The 19655-nt window shown below is 63.3% G+C and carries 19 protein-coding genes and 1 pseudogene; 9 read left to right on the forward strand and 11 right to left on the reverse strand.

The window, feature by feature from the left end; genetic code table 11:
* Window positions 1-5: 5 nt before the first annotated feature.
* Genes BVH73_RS10070 through BVH73_RS10080 form a run of 3 tightly spaced genes read right to left on the reverse strand, consistent with a single transcriptional unit; the run spans window position 6 to window position 2032 of the window.
* Window positions 6-512, reverse strand: a complete 507-nt coding sequence (locus tag BVH73_RS10070) for a TPM domain-containing protein (RefSeq protein ID WP_079418316.1) — start codon at window positions 510-512, stop codon at window positions 6-8.
* A gap of 1 nt (window position 513) precedes the next feature.
* Window positions 514-1392 (reverse strand): TPM domain-containing protein, encoded by an 879-nt coding sequence (locus BVH73_RS10075; RefSeq protein WP_079418318.1) that lies wholly within the window; start codon window positions 1390-1392, stop codon window positions 514-516.
* A gap of 19 nt (window positions 1393-1411) precedes the next feature.
* Window positions 1412-2032 carry a LemA family protein gene (locus BVH73_RS10080; protein WP_079418320.1) on the reverse strand — a complete coding sequence of 207 codons (621 nt, stop codon included), beginning with the start codon at window positions 2030-2032 and terminating at the stop codon, window positions 1412-1414.
* A gap of 110 nt (window positions 2033-2142) precedes the next feature.
* On the opposite strand from BVH73_RS10080, the gene BVH73_RS10085 reads away from it, so the two are divergent.
* Together BVH73_RS10085 and BVH73_RS10090 are read left to right on the forward strand one after the other, a co-directional pair.
* Complete coding sequence (locus tag BVH73_RS10085) at window positions 2143-3051, forward strand: tetratricopeptide repeat protein (RefSeq protein WP_079418322.1); 909 nt, start codon at window positions 2143-2145, stop codon at window positions 3049-3051.
* Window positions 3052-3058: 7 nt separating this feature from the next.
* Window positions 3059-3880, forward strand: coding sequence for a PPK2 family polyphosphate kinase (locus tag BVH73_RS10090; protein WP_079418324.1), 822 nt, complete (start codon window positions 3059-3061; stop codon window positions 3878-3880).
* A gap of 21 nt (window positions 3881-3901) precedes the next feature.
* On the opposite strand, the gene BVH73_RS10095 is transcribed toward BVH73_RS10090, so the two are convergent.
* From BVH73_RS10095 to BVH73_RS10115, 5 genes and pseudogenes are all read right to left on the reverse strand, one after another.
* Window positions 3902-4435, reverse strand: a complete 534-nt coding sequence (locus tag BVH73_RS10095) for a cytochrome b (protein WP_079418326.1) — start codon at window positions 4433-4435, stop codon at window positions 3902-3904.
* Between the two features lie 262 nt (window positions 4436-4697).
* Window positions 4698-5144, reverse strand: a complete 447-nt coding sequence (locus BVH73_RS10100) for a PsiF family protein (RefSeq protein WP_079418328.1) — start codon at window positions 5142-5144, stop codon at window positions 4698-4700.
* Between the two features lie 195 nt (window positions 5145-5339).
* Window positions 5340-6803, reverse strand: a complete 1464-nt coding sequence (gene tldD / locus BVH73_RS10105) for a metalloprotease TldD (protein ID WP_179947944.1) — start codon at window positions 6801-6803, stop codon at window positions 5340-5342.
* A gap of 66 nt (window positions 6804-6869) precedes the next feature.
* Window positions 6870-8297, reverse strand: a complete 1428-nt coding sequence (locus BVH73_RS10110) for a beta-1,3-glucanase family protein (protein ID WP_079418332.1) — start codon at window positions 8295-8297, stop codon at window positions 6870-6872.
* A 157-nt stretch (window positions 8298-8454) separates the two neighbouring features.
* Window positions 8455-8574: pseudogene (locus tag BVH73_RS10115) on the reverse strand (cyclic pyranopterin monophosphate synthase MoaC); the annotation flags it as partial.
* A 255-nt stretch (window positions 8575-8829) separates the two neighbouring features.
* Between BVH73_RS10115 and BVH73_RS10120 the strand changes: the two are divergent.
* The 5 genes from BVH73_RS10120 to BVH73_RS15800 all read left to right on the forward strand — a co-directional run bounded on the left by BVH73_RS10120 (window position 8830) and on the right by BVH73_RS15800 (window position 14476).
* Window positions 8830-9636, forward strand: a complete 807-nt coding sequence (locus BVH73_RS10120; RefSeq protein WP_154048468.1) for a hypothetical protein — start codon at window positions 8830-8832, stop codon at window positions 9634-9636.
* A 266-nt stretch (window positions 9637-9902) separates the two neighbouring features.
* Complete coding sequence (locus BVH73_RS10125; protein ID WP_079420493.1) at window positions 9903-11246, forward strand: IS110 family RNA-guided transposase; 1344 nt, start codon at window positions 9903-9905, stop codon at window positions 11244-11246.
* A 38-nt stretch (window positions 11247-11284) separates the two neighbouring features.
* Window positions 11285-12124: a hypothetical protein gene (locus BVH73_RS10130; RefSeq protein WP_079418336.1), complete on the forward strand. Its 840-nt coding sequence runs from the start codon at window positions 11285-11287 to the stop codon at window positions 12122-12124.
* 766 nt (window positions 12125-12890) lie between these two features.
* The gene (locus BVH73_RS10135; RefSeq protein WP_079418338.1) at window positions 12891-13559 is read left to right on the forward strand and encodes a recombinase family protein; all 669 of its coding nucleotides are present in this window, start codon (window positions 12891-12893) and stop codon (window positions 13557-13559) included.
* A gap of 119 nt (window positions 13560-13678) precedes the next feature.
* Window positions 13679-14476: a hypothetical protein gene (locus tag BVH73_RS15800; protein WP_154048469.1), complete on the forward strand. Its 798-nt coding sequence runs from the start codon at window positions 13679-13681 to the stop codon at window positions 14474-14476.
* A 404-nt stretch (window positions 14477-14880) separates the two neighbouring features.
* On the opposite strand, the gene BVH73_RS10140 is transcribed toward BVH73_RS15800, so the two are convergent.
* The 3 genes from BVH73_RS10140 to pyrF form a co-directional block, all read right to left on the reverse strand.
* Window positions 14881-15864 carry an integrase gene (locus BVH73_RS10140; protein ID WP_079418340.1) on the reverse strand — a complete coding sequence of 328 codons (984 nt, stop codon included), beginning with the start codon at window positions 15862-15864 and terminating at the stop codon, window positions 14881-14883.
* 133 nt (window positions 15865-15997) lie between these two features.
* On the reverse strand, window positions 15998-16504 hold the full coding sequence (moaC, locus tag BVH73_RS10145; RefSeq protein WP_079418342.1) for a cyclic pyranopterin monophosphate synthase MoaC: 507 nt from the start codon (window positions 16502-16504) through the stop codon (window positions 15998-16000).
* A complete protein-coding gene (gene pyrF / locus BVH73_RS10150; RefSeq protein WP_079420519.1) occupies window positions 16501-17376 on the reverse strand; it encodes an orotidine-5'-phosphate decarboxylase in 876 nt (291 codons plus the stop codon). The genes moaC and pyrF overlap by 4 nt, the downstream gene beginning before the upstream one ends.
* Before the next feature lie 168 nt (window positions 17377-17544).
* On the opposite strand from pyrF, the gene dacB reads away from it, so the two are divergent.
* Window positions 17545-18990 (forward strand): D-alanyl-D-alanine carboxypeptidase/D-alanyl-D-alanine endopeptidase, encoded by a 1446-nt coding sequence (dacB, locus tag BVH73_RS10155; protein ID WP_079418344.1) that lies wholly within the window; start codon window positions 17545-17547, stop codon window positions 18988-18990.
* A gap of 42 nt (window positions 18991-19032) precedes the next feature.
* A complete protein-coding gene (locus BVH73_RS10160; protein WP_079418346.1) occupies window positions 19033-19308 on the forward strand; it encodes a SemiSWEET family sugar transporter in 276 nt (91 codons plus the stop codon).
* Window positions 19309-19655: the final 347 nt, after the last annotated feature.

Raw genomic sequence — 19655 nt, forward strand, 5'->3', positions numbered from 1 at the left:
GAGGCTCACAGCCTCAGCACCACTGGCCAGTCGGGCAGCTCGTTGGGCCTGGCGTTGCCGCGCGGCTGGGGGTGAGGGCCGAGCAGGGCGCTGACCTCGGCCACGCCATGCAGGGCGGCCGCTTCGAAGCGGCCTTCACGCAGCAGCGCCTCCATTCCACGGCAGACCCGCTCCCAGGCTTCGGCGGGCACCCGGGCGTGCAGGCCGCGATCGGCCACGATTTCCACATCGCGCTCGGCCAGCAGCAGGTAGATCAGGACGCCGTCGTTGTGCTCCGTGTCCCACACATGCAGATGCGAGAACACCTCGACCGCACGCTCGCGGGGGCTCAGACCGCGCCACAGCTCGGGCAGGTCGAGCGCGCCCTCGACGGCAAATCGGATTTCGCCGCCATGCGCCTGTTCGGCGGCGTGGATCGCCGCGGCGATGGCATGCAGCGTGGCATGCGGAAACCACTGACGCACCCGCCAGGGGGCGAAGCCGAGATGACGCAGCAAACGGTTCAGACGCATCTCACCACCGGCCCGAGGCGCCGCCTCCACCAAAACCCCCGCCGCCGCCGCTGAAACCGCCCGATCCGCGGCCTCCGCCGCCTCCGCCAAAACCTCCTCCAAATCCGCCGCCCAGCCCTCCGGGCCCGCCGCCCAGGCGCACCCCGCTGAAGACGGCAAGAAAAGCCAGCGCGCCGAAGGTCAGCCCCAGCAGCATCGAGCCCACGAGCCACCACCCCACGCCACCGGCGATCAGGGCGCTCAGCCCGGCCCCGACGGTGCGGCCCAGCACCGCGCGCAGTACCGATCCGGCCAGGACTGCGCTGATCAGCACCATGAACCCGAGTTCCTGCGCGCTGGAGCGGCCCTCGCCCGCAGCCTTCGTCTGCGGGGGCGGCAGTTGCTCGCCGTCGATCAGTTTCATCAGCTGCTGCACGCCGGCCTGAAGACCGGCGAAATAGTCGCCCTGCTTGAAGGCTGGCGTGATGATCTCGGCGATGACACGCTTGGCGATCGCATCGGGAATGGCGCCCTCAAGGCCGTAACCGACTTCGATGCGCATCGCGCGGTCGTCCTTGGCCACCAGCAGCAGCACGCCGTCATCCTGCGCCTTGCGGCCCAGTTTCCAGGCATCGACCACGCGGATGCTGTAGGACTCGATGGCCTCGGGCGCCGTGCTGGGCACGATGAGGATGGCGATCTGGCTGCCCTTGCGCGCCGCGAAGTCGCGCAGCTCCTGGTCGAGCGTGGCGGTCTGCTCGGGGGTGAGGGTGCCGGTCAGATCGGTCACCGGCGCAGTCAGCGCGGGAACGGGCACCAGCGCGGCCTGCGCGCCGAAGCTCAGCAAGCCGCCGAGCAGCACGGCGAGTCCAAAGGCCAGGCTGCGCGGCAGCGAACCCATCGACCATGTCATCGGGGGCTCACCGGGACGCGGCGGGCGCGGGCGCCGTGCCGCCGAAATCCACCTTGGGCGCCACCGAAATGGCTTTCTCGTTCTCCACGGTGAAGCTGGGCTTGACCTTCATGCCGATGACCATGGCGGTGAGATTGCTGGGGAACTGGCGCACCAGGTTGTTGTAGTTCTGCACGGCCTCGATGTAGCGCATGCGCGCCACGGCGATGCGGTTTTCCGTGCCTTCGAGCTGGGCCTGCAAATCGCGGAACACGCCATCGGCCTTGAGCTGCGGGTAGTTCTCGGACACCGCGATCAGTCGCGACAGCGCACTGGTCATCTGCGCCTGCGCCTCCTGGAATTTGGCGAAGGCGGCCGGGTCGTTGATGAGCTCGGGCGTGGCCTGGATCTGGCCGACCGAGGCGCGCGCTTCGGTCACCTGCACGAACACGTCTTTCTCGTGCGCGGCATAGCCCTTGACCACATTGACCAGATTGGGCACCAGATCGGCCCGGCGCTGATACTGGTTGAGCACTTCGGCCCAGCTGGCCTTGATCTGCTCGTCGGACGACTGCAGGGCGTTGTAGCCACAGCCGCTCAGACTGAGCAGGGCGACGGAAAGCAACACGAGAGATAGCCAGCGGCGCATTGAAAGGACTCCGAAAAGGGTTGACATGCGATTGCAAAGCATACCTTTGGATGCTTTCGGCCCGGCGTGAGGTCGCGCTATGCTGCGGGCAAAATCAGAACAGCAGTCCCATGAGTACCACGCCCCCTTCCTCGCCCGATTTCGATCTCCAGACCGAGCCGCCGCCGCACCTCGATTTCGACGAAACCCAGCATCCGCTCGAAGTCCTGGCCCATGAGGGCGACGCGGCCGCGCAGGAGTGGCTGGGCGCGCACTATCACGACCGCAAGGACTATGTGCATGCGGCGCACTGGTATCGCAAGGCGGCCGACCAGGGCTCGGCCGGAGCGAAATACAACCTGGGCTGGCTGTACGTCCACGGCCGCGGTGTGGGCCAGGACGACGCCCAGGCGCTGACCCTGTGGCAGCAGGCCTCCGAGGCCGGTCTGGCCCGGGCGATGAACGGCCTGGGTTTTCTGTACGAGCACGGGCAGGGCGTGCCACGCAGCGCCAACGAGGCCGTGGTCTGGTATCGGCGCGCGGCCGAGGCGGGCGACGCCGGGGGGCAGTGCAATCTGGGCATTTTTCTGCTCAACGGGCGCGGCGGTCCGGTCAATCTGGCCGGCGCGGCGGCCATGTTCTCGCTGGCCGCGCACCAGGGCCATCGCGAAGCCTGCTATCGATATGGCCATATGTTCGTCACCGGGCAGGGCGTGGAGGCCGACGATGCCCAGGCGGTGGCCTGGCTGCGCAAGGCCGCCGAGATGGATCTTCCCGCGGCCCAGCGGGAGCTGGCCACGCTGCTGGCACTGGGGCGCGGTGGCGGCCCCGACCACGCCCAGGCGGCGGGCTGGTACCAGCGCGCTGCGGAGCTGGGCGATGCCCAGGCGCAATTCAGTCTCGGCGTGCTGTACTACCGCGGCCTGGGCAAGCTGCAGGACGTCGACAAGGCGCGGCACTGGTGGACGCTGGCCGCAGCGCAGGGCGAGGAGCGTGCCCGCAACAATCTCGCGCTGCTGGCCCGGGGCGTGAGGCGCTGAGCATGGCATGGCGGCCCTGACCGATCTGAACCGGCTGCGGGTGGACCCGGGCGATGCGCTCGATCTGCAGGATCGTGCGACTCAGATCGATCTGCCTGGAGACCCGTCCAAAGACCAGATCGAGCACGAACTCGACGATCTTCGCCGCCGCATCGGCGAGATTCAGGATCTGATGTTCACCCGGCGCGAGCAGGCCTTGCTGGTGATCTTGCAGGGCATGGATTCAGCGGGCAAGGACAGCACCACCAAGGCCGTGTTCACGGGCGTGAATCCGCTGGGCATCCATGCCGCGTCGTTCGGCGTGCCCACACCGCAGGAGCGGCATCGTGATTTTCTCTGGCGGGTCCACGCCCAGGTGCCGCCGCTGGGTTGCATCGGCGTGTTCAACCGCAGCCATTACGAGGAGCCCGTCATCCGCCGGGCGCACGGCCTGCTCAAGAACGGCGAGATGAAACGCGCCCTGCGCCAGATCGCCGACTTCGAGCAGATGCTGGCCGAGTCGGGCACGGCCGTCCTCAAGTGCTTCCTGCACATCGGTCGCGACGAGCAGCGCGAGCGTCTGCAGGAACGCATCGACAACCCGCTCAAGCACTGGAAGTTCGACCCTTCCGATCTGCAGGAGCGCCAGTATTGGGTGGACTACCAGGCGGCTTACAGCCAGGCCCTGGCGGCCACCTCCACCGCGCAGGCGCCGTGGTTTGTGGTCCCGGCCGATCGCAAGCCCGTGCGCAATCTCATCGTCGCCCGCCTGGTGGTGCAGGCGCTGGAGGCGCTCAAGGCGCCCCCGCCCGCCCGCAAACCTGAGCTCGTCGGCCTCAAGGTGGTCTGAAACGCCGGCACCGGAGATCGCTCAAAGCATGCGTCGCAAGCTGCCGTCGCGCAGGATGTAGGTGTGAAACAGCGCAGCGGCAATGTGCAGGCCGATCAGTCCGAGCAGCCCGATGGCCACCGCCTGATGCGCATCGCCCAGCAAACCCGCCCAGGTGGTGCTGGCCGGAAACAGCGCCGGAAGCTGGATCAGGCCCATCGCATGCACCGGCCACGCGCGGGCGGAGGCGGCCATCCACCCCAGCAAGGGCAGCAGCACGAAGCCGGCGTACAGCAGGCCGTGCGTGGCTTGCGCCGCACGGGCCTGCCAGGCGGGCATCGGCGGGTGGGGCGGGGGCTTTCGCACCCAGCGCCACAGCAGGCGCAGCAGAAACAGCCCCAGAATGGTCGTGCCCACGCCCACGTGCCAGGAGGCCAGCGCGTCTTCAGGGACGCCGCGATGGTCGGACATCGACCAGGCCAGGGGATACTCCAGGGCGATGAGGGCGACGAGCGCCCAGTGGAACCAGCGGGAAACGAGGTGATAGCGGGCAAGCGGCTGGGCAGTGGTGGACATGGCTTCGAGGGCCGCGATGCACGGCCCGAAAGAGACAGATCCACAGCCTAGGCGGCCCGACTTAGCGCAGCGTGAGCCCGCCGCGCCTAGGCATCCAGTACGTTGACGTTTGAGCCTGCACTCCCCACGCCGGCCCTCCCCGCTTGTGGGGAGGGAGCGAACACCCCTCCCCCACGGCGTGGGGGAGGCTGGGAGGGGGAGGCCTTTACATGGCGCGGCGCATGACCCGTTCAACCCTCTTCATCCAGACCTGTCGCGCGGCTCAGCCGCAGGTCTTGCCGTGCGCCGGATGATCGCCCGCGGCCTTGGCGGCCGACTCGCTCATGTATTCCCCGTGCTTGGTCTTGCCGTAATACTTGTCTCCGGGACAGTGGTAGACCTTGGTCGAGGCATTCACCCACACCTTGCCGGCTCCGCCGCCCGCAGCGGCGGCCATGCCTGCGCCGGAGGTGTGCGTCGCCTGTTTCACATCTTCCTTCTTGGATTCCTTGCCGCCTTCCTTGGCCGTGGGCGCGGCAAGGGTCTCGGCCTTGCTCACGCAGCTTTTGATGAACGCGGTGCGGTCCTTGCCTTTCAGGCTCTGCTCCTTGGCCTGCTTCTCGCACTGCACTTTCTCTTCGTGACCCTTGAGCAGACTGGCCGATGCGAGCGAGGGGAAAGCCAGCGCTGCGCTGACCAAGGTGGCGGCGAACAGGGCGGTGTGTTTCATGGAAGAGACCTTTCTTCAGCAGAGGGGAAGGGAGGGCCGAATCGGTGTGCGGCTTGCGGCACTGTAGCCAGCGCGCGCCCTTTCATCATGCACCGTAAACATGATTTGACCGATGTCACCACGGGTAAAAAATGAAACAGCCGGAACGCATCGCTGCGATCCGGCTGTCGAGCCTGGATGAATGCTGGATTGCGCTCAGCCCGTGCCGCCCACGGTCACGCCGTCGATGCGCAGCGTGGGCTGGCCCACGCCGACGGGCACGCTCTGGCCTTCCTTGCCGCAGGTGCCCACGCCGCTGTCCAGGCGCAGGTCATTGCCGATCATGCTGACGCGGGTGAGCGCGTCGGGGCCGTTGCCGATCAGCGTGGCGCCCTTCACCGGGTAGAGCGGCTTGCCCTTCTCCACCCACCAGGCTTCGCTGGCGGAGAACACGAACTTGCCGCTGGTGATGTCCACCTGCCCGCCGCCGAAATTCACCGCGTACAGGCCGCGGTCGATGCTGGCGAGGATTTCAGCAGGATCGCGGTCGCCCGCCAGCATGTAGGTGTTGGTCATGCGCGGCATGGGCACGTTGGCATAGCTCTCGCGGCGGCCATTGCCCGTGGGCGCGCGGCCCATCAGCCGGGCGTTGAGCATGTCCTGCATATAGCCGACCAGAATGCCGTCTTCGATCAGCACGTTGCGCTGCGTCGGGTTGCCTTCGTCGTCGACGTTGAGCGAACCGCGCCGGTCGGGCAGGGTGCCGTCGTCGAGCACGGTCACGCCGCGGGCGGCCACGCGCTGGCCCATGCGTCCGGAGAAGGCGCTCGAACCCTTGCGGTTGAAGTCGCCCTCCAAGCCGTGGCCCACGGCCTCGTGCAGCAGCACGCCGGGCCAGCCGGGGCCGAGCACCACGCTCATCTCGCCCGCAGGCGCGGGGCGCGATTCGAGGTTCACCAGCGCGGTGTTCACCGCCTCATCGACGTACTGCGTGATGAGCGCGTCGTCGAAATAGCCCAGGCTGTAGCGCCCGCCGCCACCCGACGAGCCGGACTCGCGCCGCCCGTTCTGCTCGACGATGACGTTCACGCTCAGGCGCACCAGCGGGCGCACATCGGCGGCCAGCAGGCCGTCGGAGCGCAGCACCAGCATCACGTCATGCTCGCCGCCCAGGCTGGCCATGACCTGCACCACGCGCGGGTCTTTGGCGCGCGCCAGCCGGTCCACCTTTTGCAGCAGCGCCACCTTGGCGTTGGAATCGAGCGCGCCCAGCGGGTCGGTCGCGCCGTAGAGCACGCGCGCCGCGCTGCGCCGGGTGTCGGCGGGCACCTTGGTGCTGCCCTGGCCGGCGCGGGCGATGCTGCGCACCGTGTCGGCGGCTTCGAGCAGCGCCAGCTCGGAGATGTCGTCGGAATAGGCGAAGGCGGTCTTCTCGCCCTGCACCGCGCGGATGCCGAAGCCCTGCTCGATGTCGAAGCTGCCCGACTTCACCAGACCCTCTTCCAGGCTCCAGCCCTCGGAGCGGGTGTATTGCAGATAGACGTCGGCGAAGTCGAGCCGATGCTCGAACACCTTGGCCAGCGCACGCTGCAAGGCCGTTTCGTCGATCTGATAGGGGTCGAGCAAGACGCGCCGCGCCTCGTCGAGGCGCAACAGCGCGGGTTCGGTCATCATGTTCATGCGCCCGATTGTAGGAACAGCCGATGCCCCTAGGGCGCGGGTGCGTATGACGCGGGCTTCCTAGCGCTAGCTGAAGAATTTACCGATCGCGATGGTGACGGACTGCGTTGCGGTCAGGCCGATCGATGGATTTTGGTCACACACATCGTCGTAGGGGAAGGCATAGGCCAGGCCGTTGCTGCTGAACTGATGGAACAGGTTCGCCCAAGGATTGAAGGTCTGTGCAGGGCTGACAGCCGAGTAGAACGGCCCAACGGCGCAGTTCACATCGGTCATCGAGTTCAATACGTTTCCGCGGTTGAACGCGGCCGCAAGAATCTTCTGGACGTTCTTTTCCGCGGCAGTTCCCGTCGCCAGTGAATTGGCGCATTGCCAGATGTCCATGGAAGGAATGCCTGAGCTTCCCGCGACTGCAAAGGAAGTACCTCCTTGCGTAAAGGTCAGCGTCCCGCTTTGAACCGTGCCATTGAAGGTGCCCGAAGCCTGATCCGTTACCGTGACTGAGTTGGACGACGTCCACTGGCTATACCAAGATTGAACCGCACCATCGAAATACGTGAGGAGCGCGCCGCTATAGCTGTTCTGACCGGTGATGGCCTTTGGAGAAAGCGCTCGCAGCGTAGAGATTCCTGCGGGATAGGTTCCCATGGTTGCCGTCGGTGGAACGCTGACGGGGACGTTGAAATCCGTTCCCAATTGCTCCACCGCGGCAAGAATGTCCGACCGCTTGAACTTGTACTGCCCTTGCAATAGCCCTCCAGGCGTGCCGCTCAGCAGCAAGGGAAAGCCGAATTGATCGACCTGAGTGGTATTGCCGTTGAAATTGCCGGCGCTGTCGTAGGAAAACTCGATCCAGTCGAACAGCGTGTACTGCCCCGGTCCGCCAATGGTGACGGGCGCGGTGTATTGCGAAGAATCGATCGCGGTGAAAGGCAATTTCGGCGTTCCGACGGAGAGATAGATCCGGCCACTGAATGCGGCGGTTCCCGTCCCCAACCCTGGCATGTTCTGGGCATTGATTTCTGCAAGGTCGAGAAGGGTCTTGGCCCCGACGGTGACGGGAATGCTGTAGTCAGCCCAGGTTGTGGGGTAATTTTCCTGGGCATAGTTGACGTAGCCCGGCGTTCCAATCGTTCCAGATGCTCCCAGATCGCTCGCGTAGCTTGCGGCCGGTTGATTATTGTCATTGGCTGTCATGGCATGCGGCTTGCCGTTTGCATCGAAGTAGTACTGCGTGGTGGTGCCACTCGCTTTGACTTCGCCAATGATGTAGACATAGACGGGAGTGCCGCAGGGCAGATCGGTCAGGGTTCCATCGATGGTGAGGGGAATGGTTGCCGACGTCACGCCTGCACTTGAAGTGTCGCTACAGGTGCCACCACTACCGCCGCCACTCGTGCCATGGCTACTCCCGCCTCCCCCTCCCCCGCAAGCGGTCAGCAGGCCCGAAGCGCAAACGGTGGCCAGGAAAGTGCGGCGGTGCGTGAGATCCATGATTTCCCCAGTGGGTATGGCGGCTGCCTCCAAAGGGCAGCGCATGGAGTAGCTAACGGCACCACATCGGAACACTTGAATACATCCTCATCGAGAATATGCATCAAAGTGAAACGAAAATGACCAAGGGCCGTGTCGGCCCCTCGGTCGGCGCGTTTCAGGCGCCGGCCACCCAGTCGCCCGACTTGCCACCGTGCTTCTCCAGCAGGCGCACGCCGTCGATGGTCATGCCGCGGTCCACCGCCTTGCACATGTCATAGAGGGTGAGCAGGCCGACGCTATGTCCTTGTTCCGGTTGGCTCCGAAGTCGCCGCCGATCCCGTCAAAAGAGCTTTCCATCCCTCTAAGTGGGACAAAATTGGGACAAGGCTTCTGTCCCTGTTCCAACTGTAGCGCTTTCCTGTCGGAGCGTCGGTTCTGGTCCCGTCGAGCTCAGCCGGCTGGCAATCTATAGGCAGTTTTCCAAAAGGTATTGCGCTTCCCAAGTGCGCTTTCTATCGTGTCGGGTTCTTCAACTTTCGAGGAGGACTTGATGACAACAAAAGATCTTGAGAGAAGCACAGCTTCTGCGACTGCAGTCAATCGGTTGAGACCACTGCACTTGGAGTTCGCCAGCGACATCTTGAATGCCAATGGAGCATCCAAGACGCTAGCGTGGGAAACAGTAGTGCGGATCTTGAGCACGCCGCAATGGTTGGGGACACAGTCTCTCGCTGAATACCGAAGGCTCAGGGACGCTTCCGACAGCGGTGACTTCGATGCGATCGTCGAACTGGAGAACGTTCGCGCACTCTGCTGGAGACCCATCAAGAGCGTTGATCCAAATGGTCCACACAACCCGACCAACTTGGTGTCGGTGTCGGCGATTGCCTTTGACGTCGAGCACGCGATGGAGCTGGAGGAGGTGCAGCGACGCCTCGTCGGAACACTTGCCGTAGTCCATTCGACCTATAGCCATTGCCCAGAAGATCCCCGGTGGCGAGTCGTGATTCCCCTCAAATCCCCAGTCAACGGCAAGACCTGGGGAAACCTGATGGAGCACTACCAAGAGGTGTTCGGTGGCCGGCTCGGTGACATCTACACCTTCCGCCCTCACCACCTCTTTCGCCTGCCTGCTTGCCCGCAAGATGCTTCGGTGCACTTCACGTCTGCGTTGATCGAGGGTGAGGTCGCTGATGGGTTCAAGCTGGCGACGAACGCCGCGTTGCGACGAGTCGCGCGCGGTGGTAGGCGGTTGCGCGCATTTGAGGCGCCCATTCCTGAGCGCCAAGACGTGGCTGGCTCCTCGCCCTGTTTACCCGCGAAACGTTCAGATCCGAGCGAGGGGTTAGCGAAGTAATCGGCCCGTCCGCGCCGCAAATCGCGCCGAAGAAACTCGTGGCATTTGCACGCGGAATGTGAGAAGGTGGAACGTAGCACTGGCGAAGACCGAAGTAGCAATGGTGCACATTGCCCGCGGGTTAGCGTGGTCGTGGGCTGCGTCATCGACATTGGTGAGCCTGTGCCGGGCCGCTTCGGTCTGGTGCAGGCATCCCGTTTGAGAGAGTGATCAAGACGACGTACCCGAGCCGGTGCCACGTTCCACTTTTCATGATGGAGGATGTCATGGCACACCGCAAGAGGCCCACTACAGAGTCGGCCATCACCCTGACCCACCCCAACGCCGCCGGTATCGACATCGGCGGCGCCTCGCACTTCGTGGCCGTGCCACCGGACCGAGACGACGAGCCCGTGCGCGAGTTCGCCTGCTTCACCGCCGACCTGCACCGCCTGGCCGACTGGCTCGACGCCTGCTGCGTGGACACTGTGGCCATGGAATCCACCGGCGTCTACTGGATACCGTTGTACGAGCTGCTGGATTCGCGCGGCTTCACCGTTCTTCTGGTCAACGCCCGCCATGTCAAAAACGTCTCGGGCCGCAAGAGCGACGTGCTGGACTGCCAGTGGCTGCAGCAGCTCATGAGCTTTGGCCTGCTGCGCGGAGCCTTCCGGCCGGCCGAACAGGTCTGCGCCCTGCGCGCGCTCACCCGCCAGCGCACCATGCTGCTGCGCAGCCAGGGCCGCTTCGTGCAGCACATGCAAAAGGCCCTGACACAGATGAACATGCAGCTGGCCAACGTCATCTCCGACGTGGTCGGTGAGACCGGTCAGAAGATCCTGCGCGCCATCGTCGCGGGCGAGCGCGACGGACTGACACTGGCCAAGCTCAAGAACGCGCGCATCCGCGCCAGCGAGGACGACATCGCCAAGAGCCTGCAAGGCAGTTGGCGCGCCGAGCACCTCTTTGCCCTGAAGCAGGCCCTGGACGCGTTCGACTTCTGCGGCACCCAACTGGCCGAGTGCGATGCGCAGATTCAGGCCCAGTTGCAGGCACTGCATGTGCGAGAAGACGAACCGGCAGCGGGCAAGAAGCGCGGACGCGCCCGCAATGCCCCGAAGTTCGATCTGCGCACACAGCTCTTCCAGATGTGCGGCGTGGACCTCACGCGCATCGATGGCATCGATGTGACCACCGCGCTGGTGGTGGTCTCGGAGGTGGGCGCCGACATGGGCAAGTTCCCCAGCGACAAGCACTTCGCTTCCTGGCTGGGTTTGTGTCCGGGCACCAAGATCACCGGGGGCAAGGTCATGAGTGGCAAGACCAAGCGCTGCGCCAACCGCGCGGCCCAGGCGCTGCGTCTGGCCGCTGCGGCCTTGCGTTCGAGCCAGTCGGCCCTGGGCGCGTATTTCCGGCGCCTGTGCGCACGCATGGACAAACCCAAGGCCGTCACGGCCGCTGCCCACAAGCTGGCCCGACTGATCTACGCCATGCTCACCCACGGCCAGGAGTACACCGACAGGGGGCAGGACTACTTCGAGGAGCGTTACCGTCAGCGCGTCTTGCACAACCTCACCCAGAAGGCCAAAGCCATGGGCATGCAGCTCGTACCCGCCCACAGCACCGCCTAAAAAAACACCATGAAAATCAATCAGCTCTCAGGTGTTTCTTGAGAGAGTCGGGCTCGGGGGCTCTCGCAGCGGATGCGACTCCGCTGACTTCTGCCGCGCACGCTCCGGAGCTGCCCGAAGCATCTGAGGAGAGCGCTCGCGCCTCGGTCGAACTTGATGCACGCGAGAAGCTTGTCGCACTGCTCAAAGAGTTGAGCAAGCACGGGGACTACCAACGCGTCCGCGAGCGGTTGCTCGATCTTTCAATGCAACTGAACATGGCCGGTGCATGGGCACCAGCATTTCGGTCCTACCCGCCGATTCCGAAGCTAACTTCGGATCACAAGCCCTGGCACACCGAGTTCCAGCGCGACCTCCAGGTCATCGACTGCCATTGGCTGCACAGCCGACGGACTCCTGTCTCCCCCCGCGATGCGGAGTTTGTCGACCTCTTCAATCCCGATGAGCCGTTCGACATGGATCTCGCCGAGACCTTCGCGGCCAAGGTGTGGAAGACGCAACATCGAGTTGAAGAGGCGTTGGGCCTGACGGTCTACCAACAAGCGCAGCTCGCCACGCTGCGCGGCCCCATGATCCTGAACCGTCGCCAGCTGATGCACTATGGGTCCGGCAGTGGCGCGTCGCGTGTTCCGGCGACGCAAGGCAGGTTTCGTCGCACGATGGCCGCATGGTGCGAGAAGGATCCCCGGATGGTGTTGCAGCAGGCCGCCTACGAAGCGCTTTGGGAAGCCAGGGAGCTGCTGGGCGAAGGTGCGTCTATGGCGCAGATCAGCCAGCTTGCGGCCTGGAAGACGGGAGACGGCACGACACCACTCGCCGACAAGACGGTGCGGGACAAGCTGGCACGACTCGACAAGCGCTTGGCGGGCGCCGCATAGGGCAGAGTGCAGGGGGGACTCCCGAGGACTTCTTCCGGGACTTCCTCGGGGACATCTTCTTTCCGGTGTTCTGCAACTCCTTGTTTTTCCGTGGAAATTTGTTCCTGCTCCGAGGGTTGTCCTACAAAGAGCAAAGAACAAAGACGGAAGAGGAAACAAAGAAATTTAAGGAATTGCGCCTACGGCGCAGGCGGACCGAGCTCGGGGGCCTTCGGCCCCCAACTCCCTCGTCGGCCCGCCTCTTAGATTTGATTCCCTTCAAGGTGGTTCCTTGAGTTTCATCCCGGAATGGGAAGAGGTGGCTCAAGCATGAACATGAACACGAGTGTCGGGAATCGACACGGGCACCTTCTACCACTCTGCCTGTATAAGGACTCGCGAGGACACGCCGGAACGAGGACTACACCACCCCCAACGTCTCGGCTCCGTCTAGGACTTTGCCCTTTCCTGATGGAGGGCTTGCGGATTCTCAAGAGTGAGCCTGTTTGTCAGGAAATTGAGGCGAAATTTCGGGAAATTCAATGAGTCCGCAATGCCCTTCATCACCAGTGAAATGGCGGCTTCCAAGCGACCTGGTCCACGTAGCTGGGTGTGAATCCATCAAACCCGGTGCTTGCATGCGGGCGTGGCGTCAAGATCATCCTCGCCGATACAACACCCACGCGGAGTGTCCTTGGCTCCGCATGCATGGCATCCTATGGTCTTGCCCATGGCGTCCACATACAGGACGAGCGTCCTGAAATGAGGACAGAACAGGGGCAACGACATGGCAGATCAATTCATCACCTATTTCCGCGTTTCGACCGTCAAGCAAGGCGCGTCCGGTCTTGGACTTGAAGCACAGCGCCAGGCTGTGATGACATACCTCTCAGGACGCGATAAAACGGTCTTGGCTGAGTTTGTAGAGGTCGAGACGGGTAAGGGCGCTAATGCGCTGGAAAAGCGCCCACAGCTTCGTTTAGCGCTTGAGCAGTGCCGCAAGACCGGATCGACACTGTTGATCGCCAAGTTGGATCGTCTGGCCCGCAATGTGCACTTCGTCAGCGGGTTAATCGAGACCGGCGTGGACTTCATCGCGGCCGACATGCCCGAAGCCAACAAGGTCATGATCCAGATGCACGCCGTCATGAGCGAGTGGGAACGCGACCAGATCAGCGAGCGAACCAAGGCAGCACTTGCAGCGGCGAAGGCACGTGGCGTCGTTCTAGGGACGACAGGACCGGCCAACCTTGCGGGACATACTCAACAGCGTCAGGAGGCCGCCTGGGCATTCAGGGAGCGTCTGAAGCCCATCCTGGATGGGTGTATTGCGCGAGGTATGAGTAGGCGGGCGATCGCCGCTTACTTGAACGAGATGGGCTTGAGGGCTCCGAGAGGTGGCGCGTGGTCACTGGGGCAAGTGCAGCGCTTGGCGCGAGAATTGAACATGGCGTAATAGAGATTTGCAGACCCTGGAATTCTTAAGGGAAGTTACATTACGCTCCAGCTATCAATCTTGCCGTCTAACGAGCCAAGTTTATCAAATTGTAATTTACAGAAACTGCGGGGTGTCGTATGAGTGCAGCGGACTGGCTGGCGTATGTTGGCGCTGCGGCATGGGCGCCGCCGATTATATCTTGGATTCACGGATATTATTCAAAGCCTGTGATATCTGTTTATCCAGCGAATGCTGCTGAAATTGGATTTACGGCCCTTGGGCCAATATTTAATTTAGGTTTTGTATTTAATTGTGAAAATAAAAAATCATTAATTACAGAATTTAATTTAACGATAACTCACGAAGATGGCGCAATTCGAAATTTCTCTTGGGCCTCAATTAATGAGACACTCAGTGAAATAACAGACGCATTTGGGGGGCGGCAAACCGTAAGCCGCACTCAGGCACCAGTTGCCCTGAAGGTTGTGACTGAAAACTTGGTGGATAAAATCATTCGATCAACAGAGGTGAAATTCAAAGATGAAATGGAGCCATTGAATCGAATGTTATTAGATAAAATAAATCAAACCAATTTAACAAGCCCGGACGATTTTATCGCTCAAATATCTTCCACTGCCGAGTATAAAAAATTTATGCGAACTCGCGAACAATGGTTTTGGTGGCGGGCTGGGCGGTATGGTGTTGATGTTAGTATTGGCTCACCAAATAAAGTCGCCTTTAAAAGGTGCAGTTTCGAATTTCGGCTTGAGGCCTTGGATGTCGATATTTTAAAATCAAATATCAATCTACTGGATCTTGACTCAAAAAATGCGATCCTCAGGCATTTTGCGGGAGTGTCTCAGAATGATGCGCCAGAGCCGCGATGGAAATGGCTCAATATTCCGATTAAAGCCATTCAGCAAAACTTCCAATAAAAAATTTGAACGTTTTTTGTGGTAATAGTAGCTAAGCTTGAGTGCGATCGTTCCCCCGATTGAGTTCAGCTGAAATTCGAGCATATGTAATGACGAAAAACCGGTTTCGGGTGCAAGCTCGATAAATTTCGCGGCTTTTTTTGGGGACGGTTTTGTCTCCAGTATGCTGGAATTGATTTCGTTTGCGCCACAGGGGAACAGCAGCCGACAAAAAGCAAAAGGCCATCCCACGAGGGCCTTTATGCCTCAGTTCTTAAACCGCAGCATCTTGTCCTGGCTTTGCCTGAATGCCCGAATCCAGTCTCGGAGATCCTTAATCGTTCAGGACATTTCAGCGGCGCCAGCCTAGGGGATAGTTTTCCGCTGTGGGAAGGATTGTGCAAAGCTGCCTTGCTAGTCTTCGGTCAGCCCAGCTTCAGTGCGATTTCTTCGGCGTGGGGGTGGTAGTAGCGTTTGAGCATCTGTAGCGAGGAGTGTCCAGTTACGGACGCCAGTTCGACCAGGTTCGGGACTTTACGTGCGATACGCGTTGCCGCAGTGTGTCGCAGGTCATGGAAGTGAAGACCGTCTAAGCCAGCCCGACGAACAGCACGCAGGAAGCTGGCCTCCATCGCAGCGATGCCGATGGGGAAAACCGATCCATATGGGCGGGACGAGATGCCCCGGATGGTTTCAATCGCTCTCAATGAAAGTGGAACATAACGGGCTAGGCCGTTCTTTGTGACGGGCAGGTAGGCGACGCGCCGATCGAGGTGCACATGCTCCCACCGAAGCGCCAGCAACTCTCCTCGACGCATGGCGGTCTCGATCGCAACAATGACTAGCGGCAGCATGTAGGGGTTGCGTCTACCGATTGGCTGAAGTTCGTAAAGCAAGCGAATCTCCTCATCTCCACGTAGAACCCGGTCCCGGCCCGGCGGCATGGCTGGTTTTCGCACTAGTCCAACTGGATTCTGAATGGCGATTCCCCACTCTCGACGGGCCTGATTGACGATGGAAGACAGCACTGCGAGGTCTCGGATGACTGTGTTTGCCTTGCATGTCGCCAACCGATCGTCTCGGTAGCGTGCGACATCCTGCGGGGTGAGGTTTGCCATGCTGAGACCGCAGATGCGATGCCGCAGCATGGCAGTGAGGCGAATGCACTCCTCTCTGGCGCCCCGCTTGGTCGGAGTGACCTCCACCAAGTAACGCCGAATCATGTCGCCCAGTGTGCTTTGCACCGCGTCGCAACGGCTCACGAAATCGCCGCGATCCATTTCACCTTCGACAGATCGCGCCCAGCGCTCAGCATCGGAGCGCTTGGGAAAAGTCTTCACCTCATCCGGGTAGCCGCGCCGTCGCACGCGTGCTTGCCAGCCGTCTCCGCGCTTGCGGAAAGTTGCCATCGTTCCTCCTCAGTGGGACAAACGAGGGACAAAAGGACTCTCTGACGGGTTTTGACCACAGTTGGCGTCATCGGCCAAGGTCATAGTTCTTCAGACGTTCAGCACACCTGACAGCCCGCGATCCCCTAAAGGATCAACGATTTGCGTGGCCGGCCACCCAGTCGCCCGACTTGCCACCGTGCTTCTCCAGCAGGCGCACGCCGTCGATGGTCATGCCGCGGTCCACCGCCTTGCACATGTCATAGAGGGTGAGCAGGCCGATCTGTACGGCGGTGAGGGCTTCCATTTCGACGCCGGTGCGGCCGCGGGTTTCGGCGGTGACGGTGCAGTGGATGCTGTTGTCCTCGGGCTGGAGCTTGAAGTCCACCGCCACGCGGTTGAGGGCGATGGGATGGCACAGGGGAATGAGGTCGGCGGTGCGCTTGCTCGCCATGATGGCGGCGGTGCGGGCGATGCCGATGACGTCGCCCTTTTTGGCGCTGCCGCTCTGCACCAGGGCGAAGGTGGCGGGCTGCATGTGGATGCGGCCGGTGGCCACGGCCACGCGATGGGTTTGTTCTTTCGCCCCGACATCGACCATATGGGCCTGACCGGCGGCGTCGAAATGGGTGAGGTTTGCTGCGGGGGTGGAGGAACTCATGGTGCAGGGTGCGCGAGGGCGGCCGCGTGGGCCTCCTGGTTGATGGCGTCGCGCAGGCGGCGGGCTTCGCGCCTTGCGGCATCGACAAAATCGCGGCCAGGGCTGGCGTAGAGCACGCTGCGCGAGGCGTTGATCAGGAAATGGCCGCGCGCCGCGCGCACGGTCGCTGCGAGGTCGCCGCCCTGCGCGCCGATGCCGGGGATGAGCAGCGGCGCCTCGGGCGCGATGGCGCGGATGCGTTCGATGTCGGCCGGGTTGGTGGCGCCGGCCACCAGGCCGTTCTGCCCGTGGTGGTTCCAGTCCAGCGTGGCCAGCCGTGCCACGCGCTCGAACAGCAACTCAAAGCCGAGGTGGGCCGAGGCGCCCGCGGTCGCGTTGGCGATGGGCAGGGTCTGCAGATCGGCGCCACCGGGGTTGGAGGTGCGGCAGAGCATGAACAGCCCGCGCTCGGGGTAGCGCAGGTAGGGCTCGACCGAATCGAAGCCCATGTAGGGCGACAGGGTCAGGGCGTCGGCGTTGAAGCGCACGAAGGCCTCGCGGGCGTACTGCTCCGCGGTGGTGCCAATGTCGCCGCGCTTGGCGTCGAGGATGACGGGCACGCTGGGCGCCGCCTTGCGGATGTGGGCGATGAGTTGTTCGAGCTGGCTTTCCGCGCCCAGCGCGGCGAAGTAGGCGATCTGCGGCTTGTAGGCGCAGACCAGGTCGGCCGTGGCATCGACGATGGCGGCGCAGAAGTCGAACAGCCGCAGCGGGTCGTTGGTCCATGGTGCCGGAAAGCGCGAGGGTTCCGGATCGAGACCCACGCAAAGCGCCGAATGGTTGCGCTCGGCGGCCTCTTGCCACTGGCGGGTGAAGGGAGGGCGGGACGTCATGATGCGGCGCATTGTAGGCAGGGGATGGAAGGTCGGTCCGCGTCTGGCCGGCTCAGTCGGGTCATCGCTCCCTCGGCGAGGCAGCGAAGCCCATGAACGCGGAAGCGTTTCCGCTCGGCTTCGCCGCAACCCTCTACCATTTCAGCCTCGTTCGTCACCCCCCACGCCATGCAACCCAGCCGCCGCCGATTTCTCGCTTCTTCATTGGCCCTGAGCGGCACACCGCTGCTGGCCAGGGCCCAGCAGCTCGGATCGGGCGCGGCGGCGGCGCTGCCGCCCAGTGTGGTGCAGGCGTTGGAGACGGCGCGCATCCCGTTGCAGTCGTGTGCCTTCGTGCTGCAGGCGCAAGACAGCGCCGTGCCCCAGGTCGCGTTCAACGGCGCCGCGCTGATGAATCCGGCCTCCGTGCTCAAGCTGGTGACCACCTACTGCGCGCTGCGCATGCTCGGCCCGGCCTATGTGTGGAAGACGCCGGTCTACGCCGTGGGGCCCATCCGTGCCGGTGTGTTGCAGGGCGATCTGGCCTTCGTTGGCAGCGGCGACCCGCATCTGATGGCCGATAACCTCTGGAGCATCGCCGGGCGCCTGCGCGACCTCGGCATCCGCCGCATTCGGGGCGACGTGCTCATCGACCGGCAGGCTTTCGACCTGCCGCCGCACGATCCCGCCGCTTTCGATGGCGACGCCACCGCGCCGTACAACGTGGGCCCCGATCCCTTTCTGGTGAATTTCGGGGTGATGCGCCTGGGCTTCGTGCCCGACGCCGCGGCGCAGCAGGTTCGCGTCACGGTGGAGCCGCCGCTGGCGGGTTTTGATTTGCGCGAGCCGCCCCGGCTGACCGCCGCGGCCTGCGGCAACTGGAAGGACAAACTGCGCGCCGACTGGAAGCAGCCGTTCGCGCCGCGCTTCGCCGGGGGCTTTGCGGCCGCCTGCGGGCCGCAGACCTGGAACATCGCGCCCGAGGTGAGCGACAACGCCTATGTGCAGCGACTGCTGGGCGCGCTGTTCGCCCAGGTGGGCATCGAGTGGAAGGGACAGGTTCGCACCGCGCCCTTGCCGGCCGAGGCGACCGAACTGACCGTCTGGGATTCGCCGGCGCTCGCCGTGCTGGTGCGCGACATCAACAAATACAGCAACAACGTCATGGCCCAGCAGGTGTTCCTGACGCTGGCGCTGCAGGCGGGCGCGCAGCGCGCGACCTGGGCCGGCGCGGGGCAGGCCGTGGCGCAATGGCTGACCGCGCATGAGCTGGACATGCCCGGTCTGGTGCTGGACAACGGCTGCGGCCTGTCGCGCATCGCGCGCATCTCCGCCAACGATCTCAACGCGCTGCTGCGCGCGGCGTGGAACAGCCCGGTGATGCCCGAGTTCGTCTCGTCGCTGCCGCTGGCCGGCGAAGACGGCACGCTGCGCCGCCACTTCCGCGACCCCGACACGGCAGGGCGCATCCATGCCAAGACCGGCACGCTCGACGGCGTGTTGTCGCTCGCCGGCTATGCGCAGACCCGCGCCGGCCAGCGCTACACCTTCGCCGCGCTGGTGAACGACCCGCGCGCCGGGGGGGGCTGGCCCGCGGTGGAGGCCTTCGTCAACGGCTTCATGCAGACGGCCTGAGGGCTCCCTCCCCGATTTCTCCTTTTCTTTCCGACATCTCTCATGGCCTTTCACCCCACCGATCTCATCGGCTACGGCGCGGCGTTCCTCACCACCGTGTCCTTCGTGCCGCAGGCCTGGCTGACGCTGCGCAGCCGCAATGTCTCGGGCATTTCACTGGGCATGTACACGCTGTTCACCGCGGGCGTGGCGCTGTGGTTGATCTACGGCGCGATTCAGCGCAGCTGGCCGCTGGTGGGCGCCAATGCGGTCACCCTCCTTCTGGCGCTGACCGTGCTCGTCATGCGGCTGCGCTACGGCGCGCGGCGGACGGCCTGAGGCTCCTGGCTGGCCGGACGCGGCAGGGGGCCGCACGAGAGCGGCCGTCGCGTGGTCGGGGTTCGGCATGGCGTTGCCCTATTGATCCGGCACGTTGACATTTGAAACGGCGCCGCACACCGACCCTCCCCACACGTGGAGAGGGAGTCAACACGCCTCCCCCACGCATGGGGAGGGAGCAAACACTCCTCCCCCACGGCGTGGGGGAGGTTGGGAGGGGGAGGCCTTTGCAGGGCGAGATCCATGACCCGTTCATATTTCTCCAGGCCGGATCAATAGGCAGATCGTCGGGCGCTGCGGCGTACGGCCTGGCATCGTCCCAAAATTAGTAATCAATTTGGTGAATA

Source organism: Thiomonas intermedia (genome assembly GCF_002028405.1).
Lineage (GTDB): Bacteria > Pseudomonadota > Gammaproteobacteria > Burkholderiales > Burkholderiaceae_C > Thiomonas > Thiomonas intermedia.

Coding starts and splice junctions, on each gene's coding strand:
- BVH73_RS10070 (WP_079418316.1), bottom strand. CDS start 512: ATGCGTCTGAACCGTTTGCTGCGTCATCTCGGCTTCGCCCCCTGGCGG.
- BVH73_RS10075 (WP_079418318.1), bottom strand. CDS start 1,392: ATGGGTTCGCTGCCGCGCAGCCTGGCCTTTGGACTCGCCGTGCTGCTC.
- BVH73_RS10080 (WP_079418320.1), bottom strand. CDS start 2,032: ATGCGCCGCTGGCTATCTCTCGTGTTGCTTTCCGTCGCCCTGCTCAGT.
- BVH73_RS10085 (WP_079418322.1), top strand. CDS start 2,143: ATGAGTACCACGCCCCCTTCCTCGCCCGATTTCGATCTCCAGACCGAG.
- BVH73_RS10090 (WP_079418324.1), top strand. CDS start 3,059: ATGGCGGCCCTGACCGATCTGAACCGGCTGCGGGTGGACCCGGGCGAT.
- BVH73_RS10095 (WP_079418326.1), bottom strand. CDS start 4,435: ATGTCCACCACTGCCCAGCCGCTTGCCCGCTATCACCTCGTTTCCCGC.
- BVH73_RS10100 (WP_079418328.1), bottom strand. CDS start 5,144: ATGAAACACACCGCCCTGTTCGCCGCCACCTTGGTCAGCGCAGCGCTG.
- tldD (WP_179947944.1), bottom strand. CDS start 6,803: ATGAACATGATGACCGAACCCGCGCTGTTGCGCCTCGACGAGGCGCGG.
- BVH73_RS10110 (WP_079418332.1), bottom strand. CDS start 8,297: ATGGATCTCACGCACCGCCGCACTTTCCTGGCCACCGTTTGCGCTTCG.
- BVH73_RS10120 (WP_154048468.1), top strand. CDS start 8,830: ATGACAACAAAAGATCTTGAGAGAAGCACAGCTTCTGCGACTGCAGTC.
- BVH73_RS10125 (WP_079420493.1), top strand. CDS start 9,903: ATGGCACACCGCAAGAGGCCCACTACAGAGTCGGCCATCACCCTGACC.
- BVH73_RS10135 (WP_079418338.1), top strand. CDS start 12,891: ATGGCAGATCAATTCATCACCTATTTCCGCGTTTCGACCGTCAAGCAA.
- BVH73_RS15800 (WP_154048469.1), top strand. CDS start 13,679: ATGAGTGCAGCGGACTGGCTGGCGTATGTTGGCGCTGCGGCATGGGCG.
- BVH73_RS10140 (WP_079418340.1), bottom strand. CDS start 15,864: ATGGCAACTTTCCGCAAGCGCGGAGACGGCTGGCAAGCACGCGTGCGA.
- moaC (WP_079418342.1), bottom strand. CDS start 16,504: ATGAGTTCCTCCACCCCCGCAGCAAACCTCACCCATTTCGACGCCGCC.
- pyrF (WP_079420519.1), bottom strand. CDS start 17,376: ATGACGTCCCGCCCTCCCTTCACCCGCCAGTGGCAAGAGGCCGCCGAG.
- dacB (WP_079418344.1), top strand. CDS start 17,545: ATGCAACCCAGCCGCCGCCGATTTCTCGCTTCTTCATTGGCCCTGAGC.
- BVH73_RS10160 (WP_079418346.1), top strand. CDS start 19,033: ATGGCCTTTCACCCCACCGATCTCATCGGCTACGGCGCGGCGTTCCTC.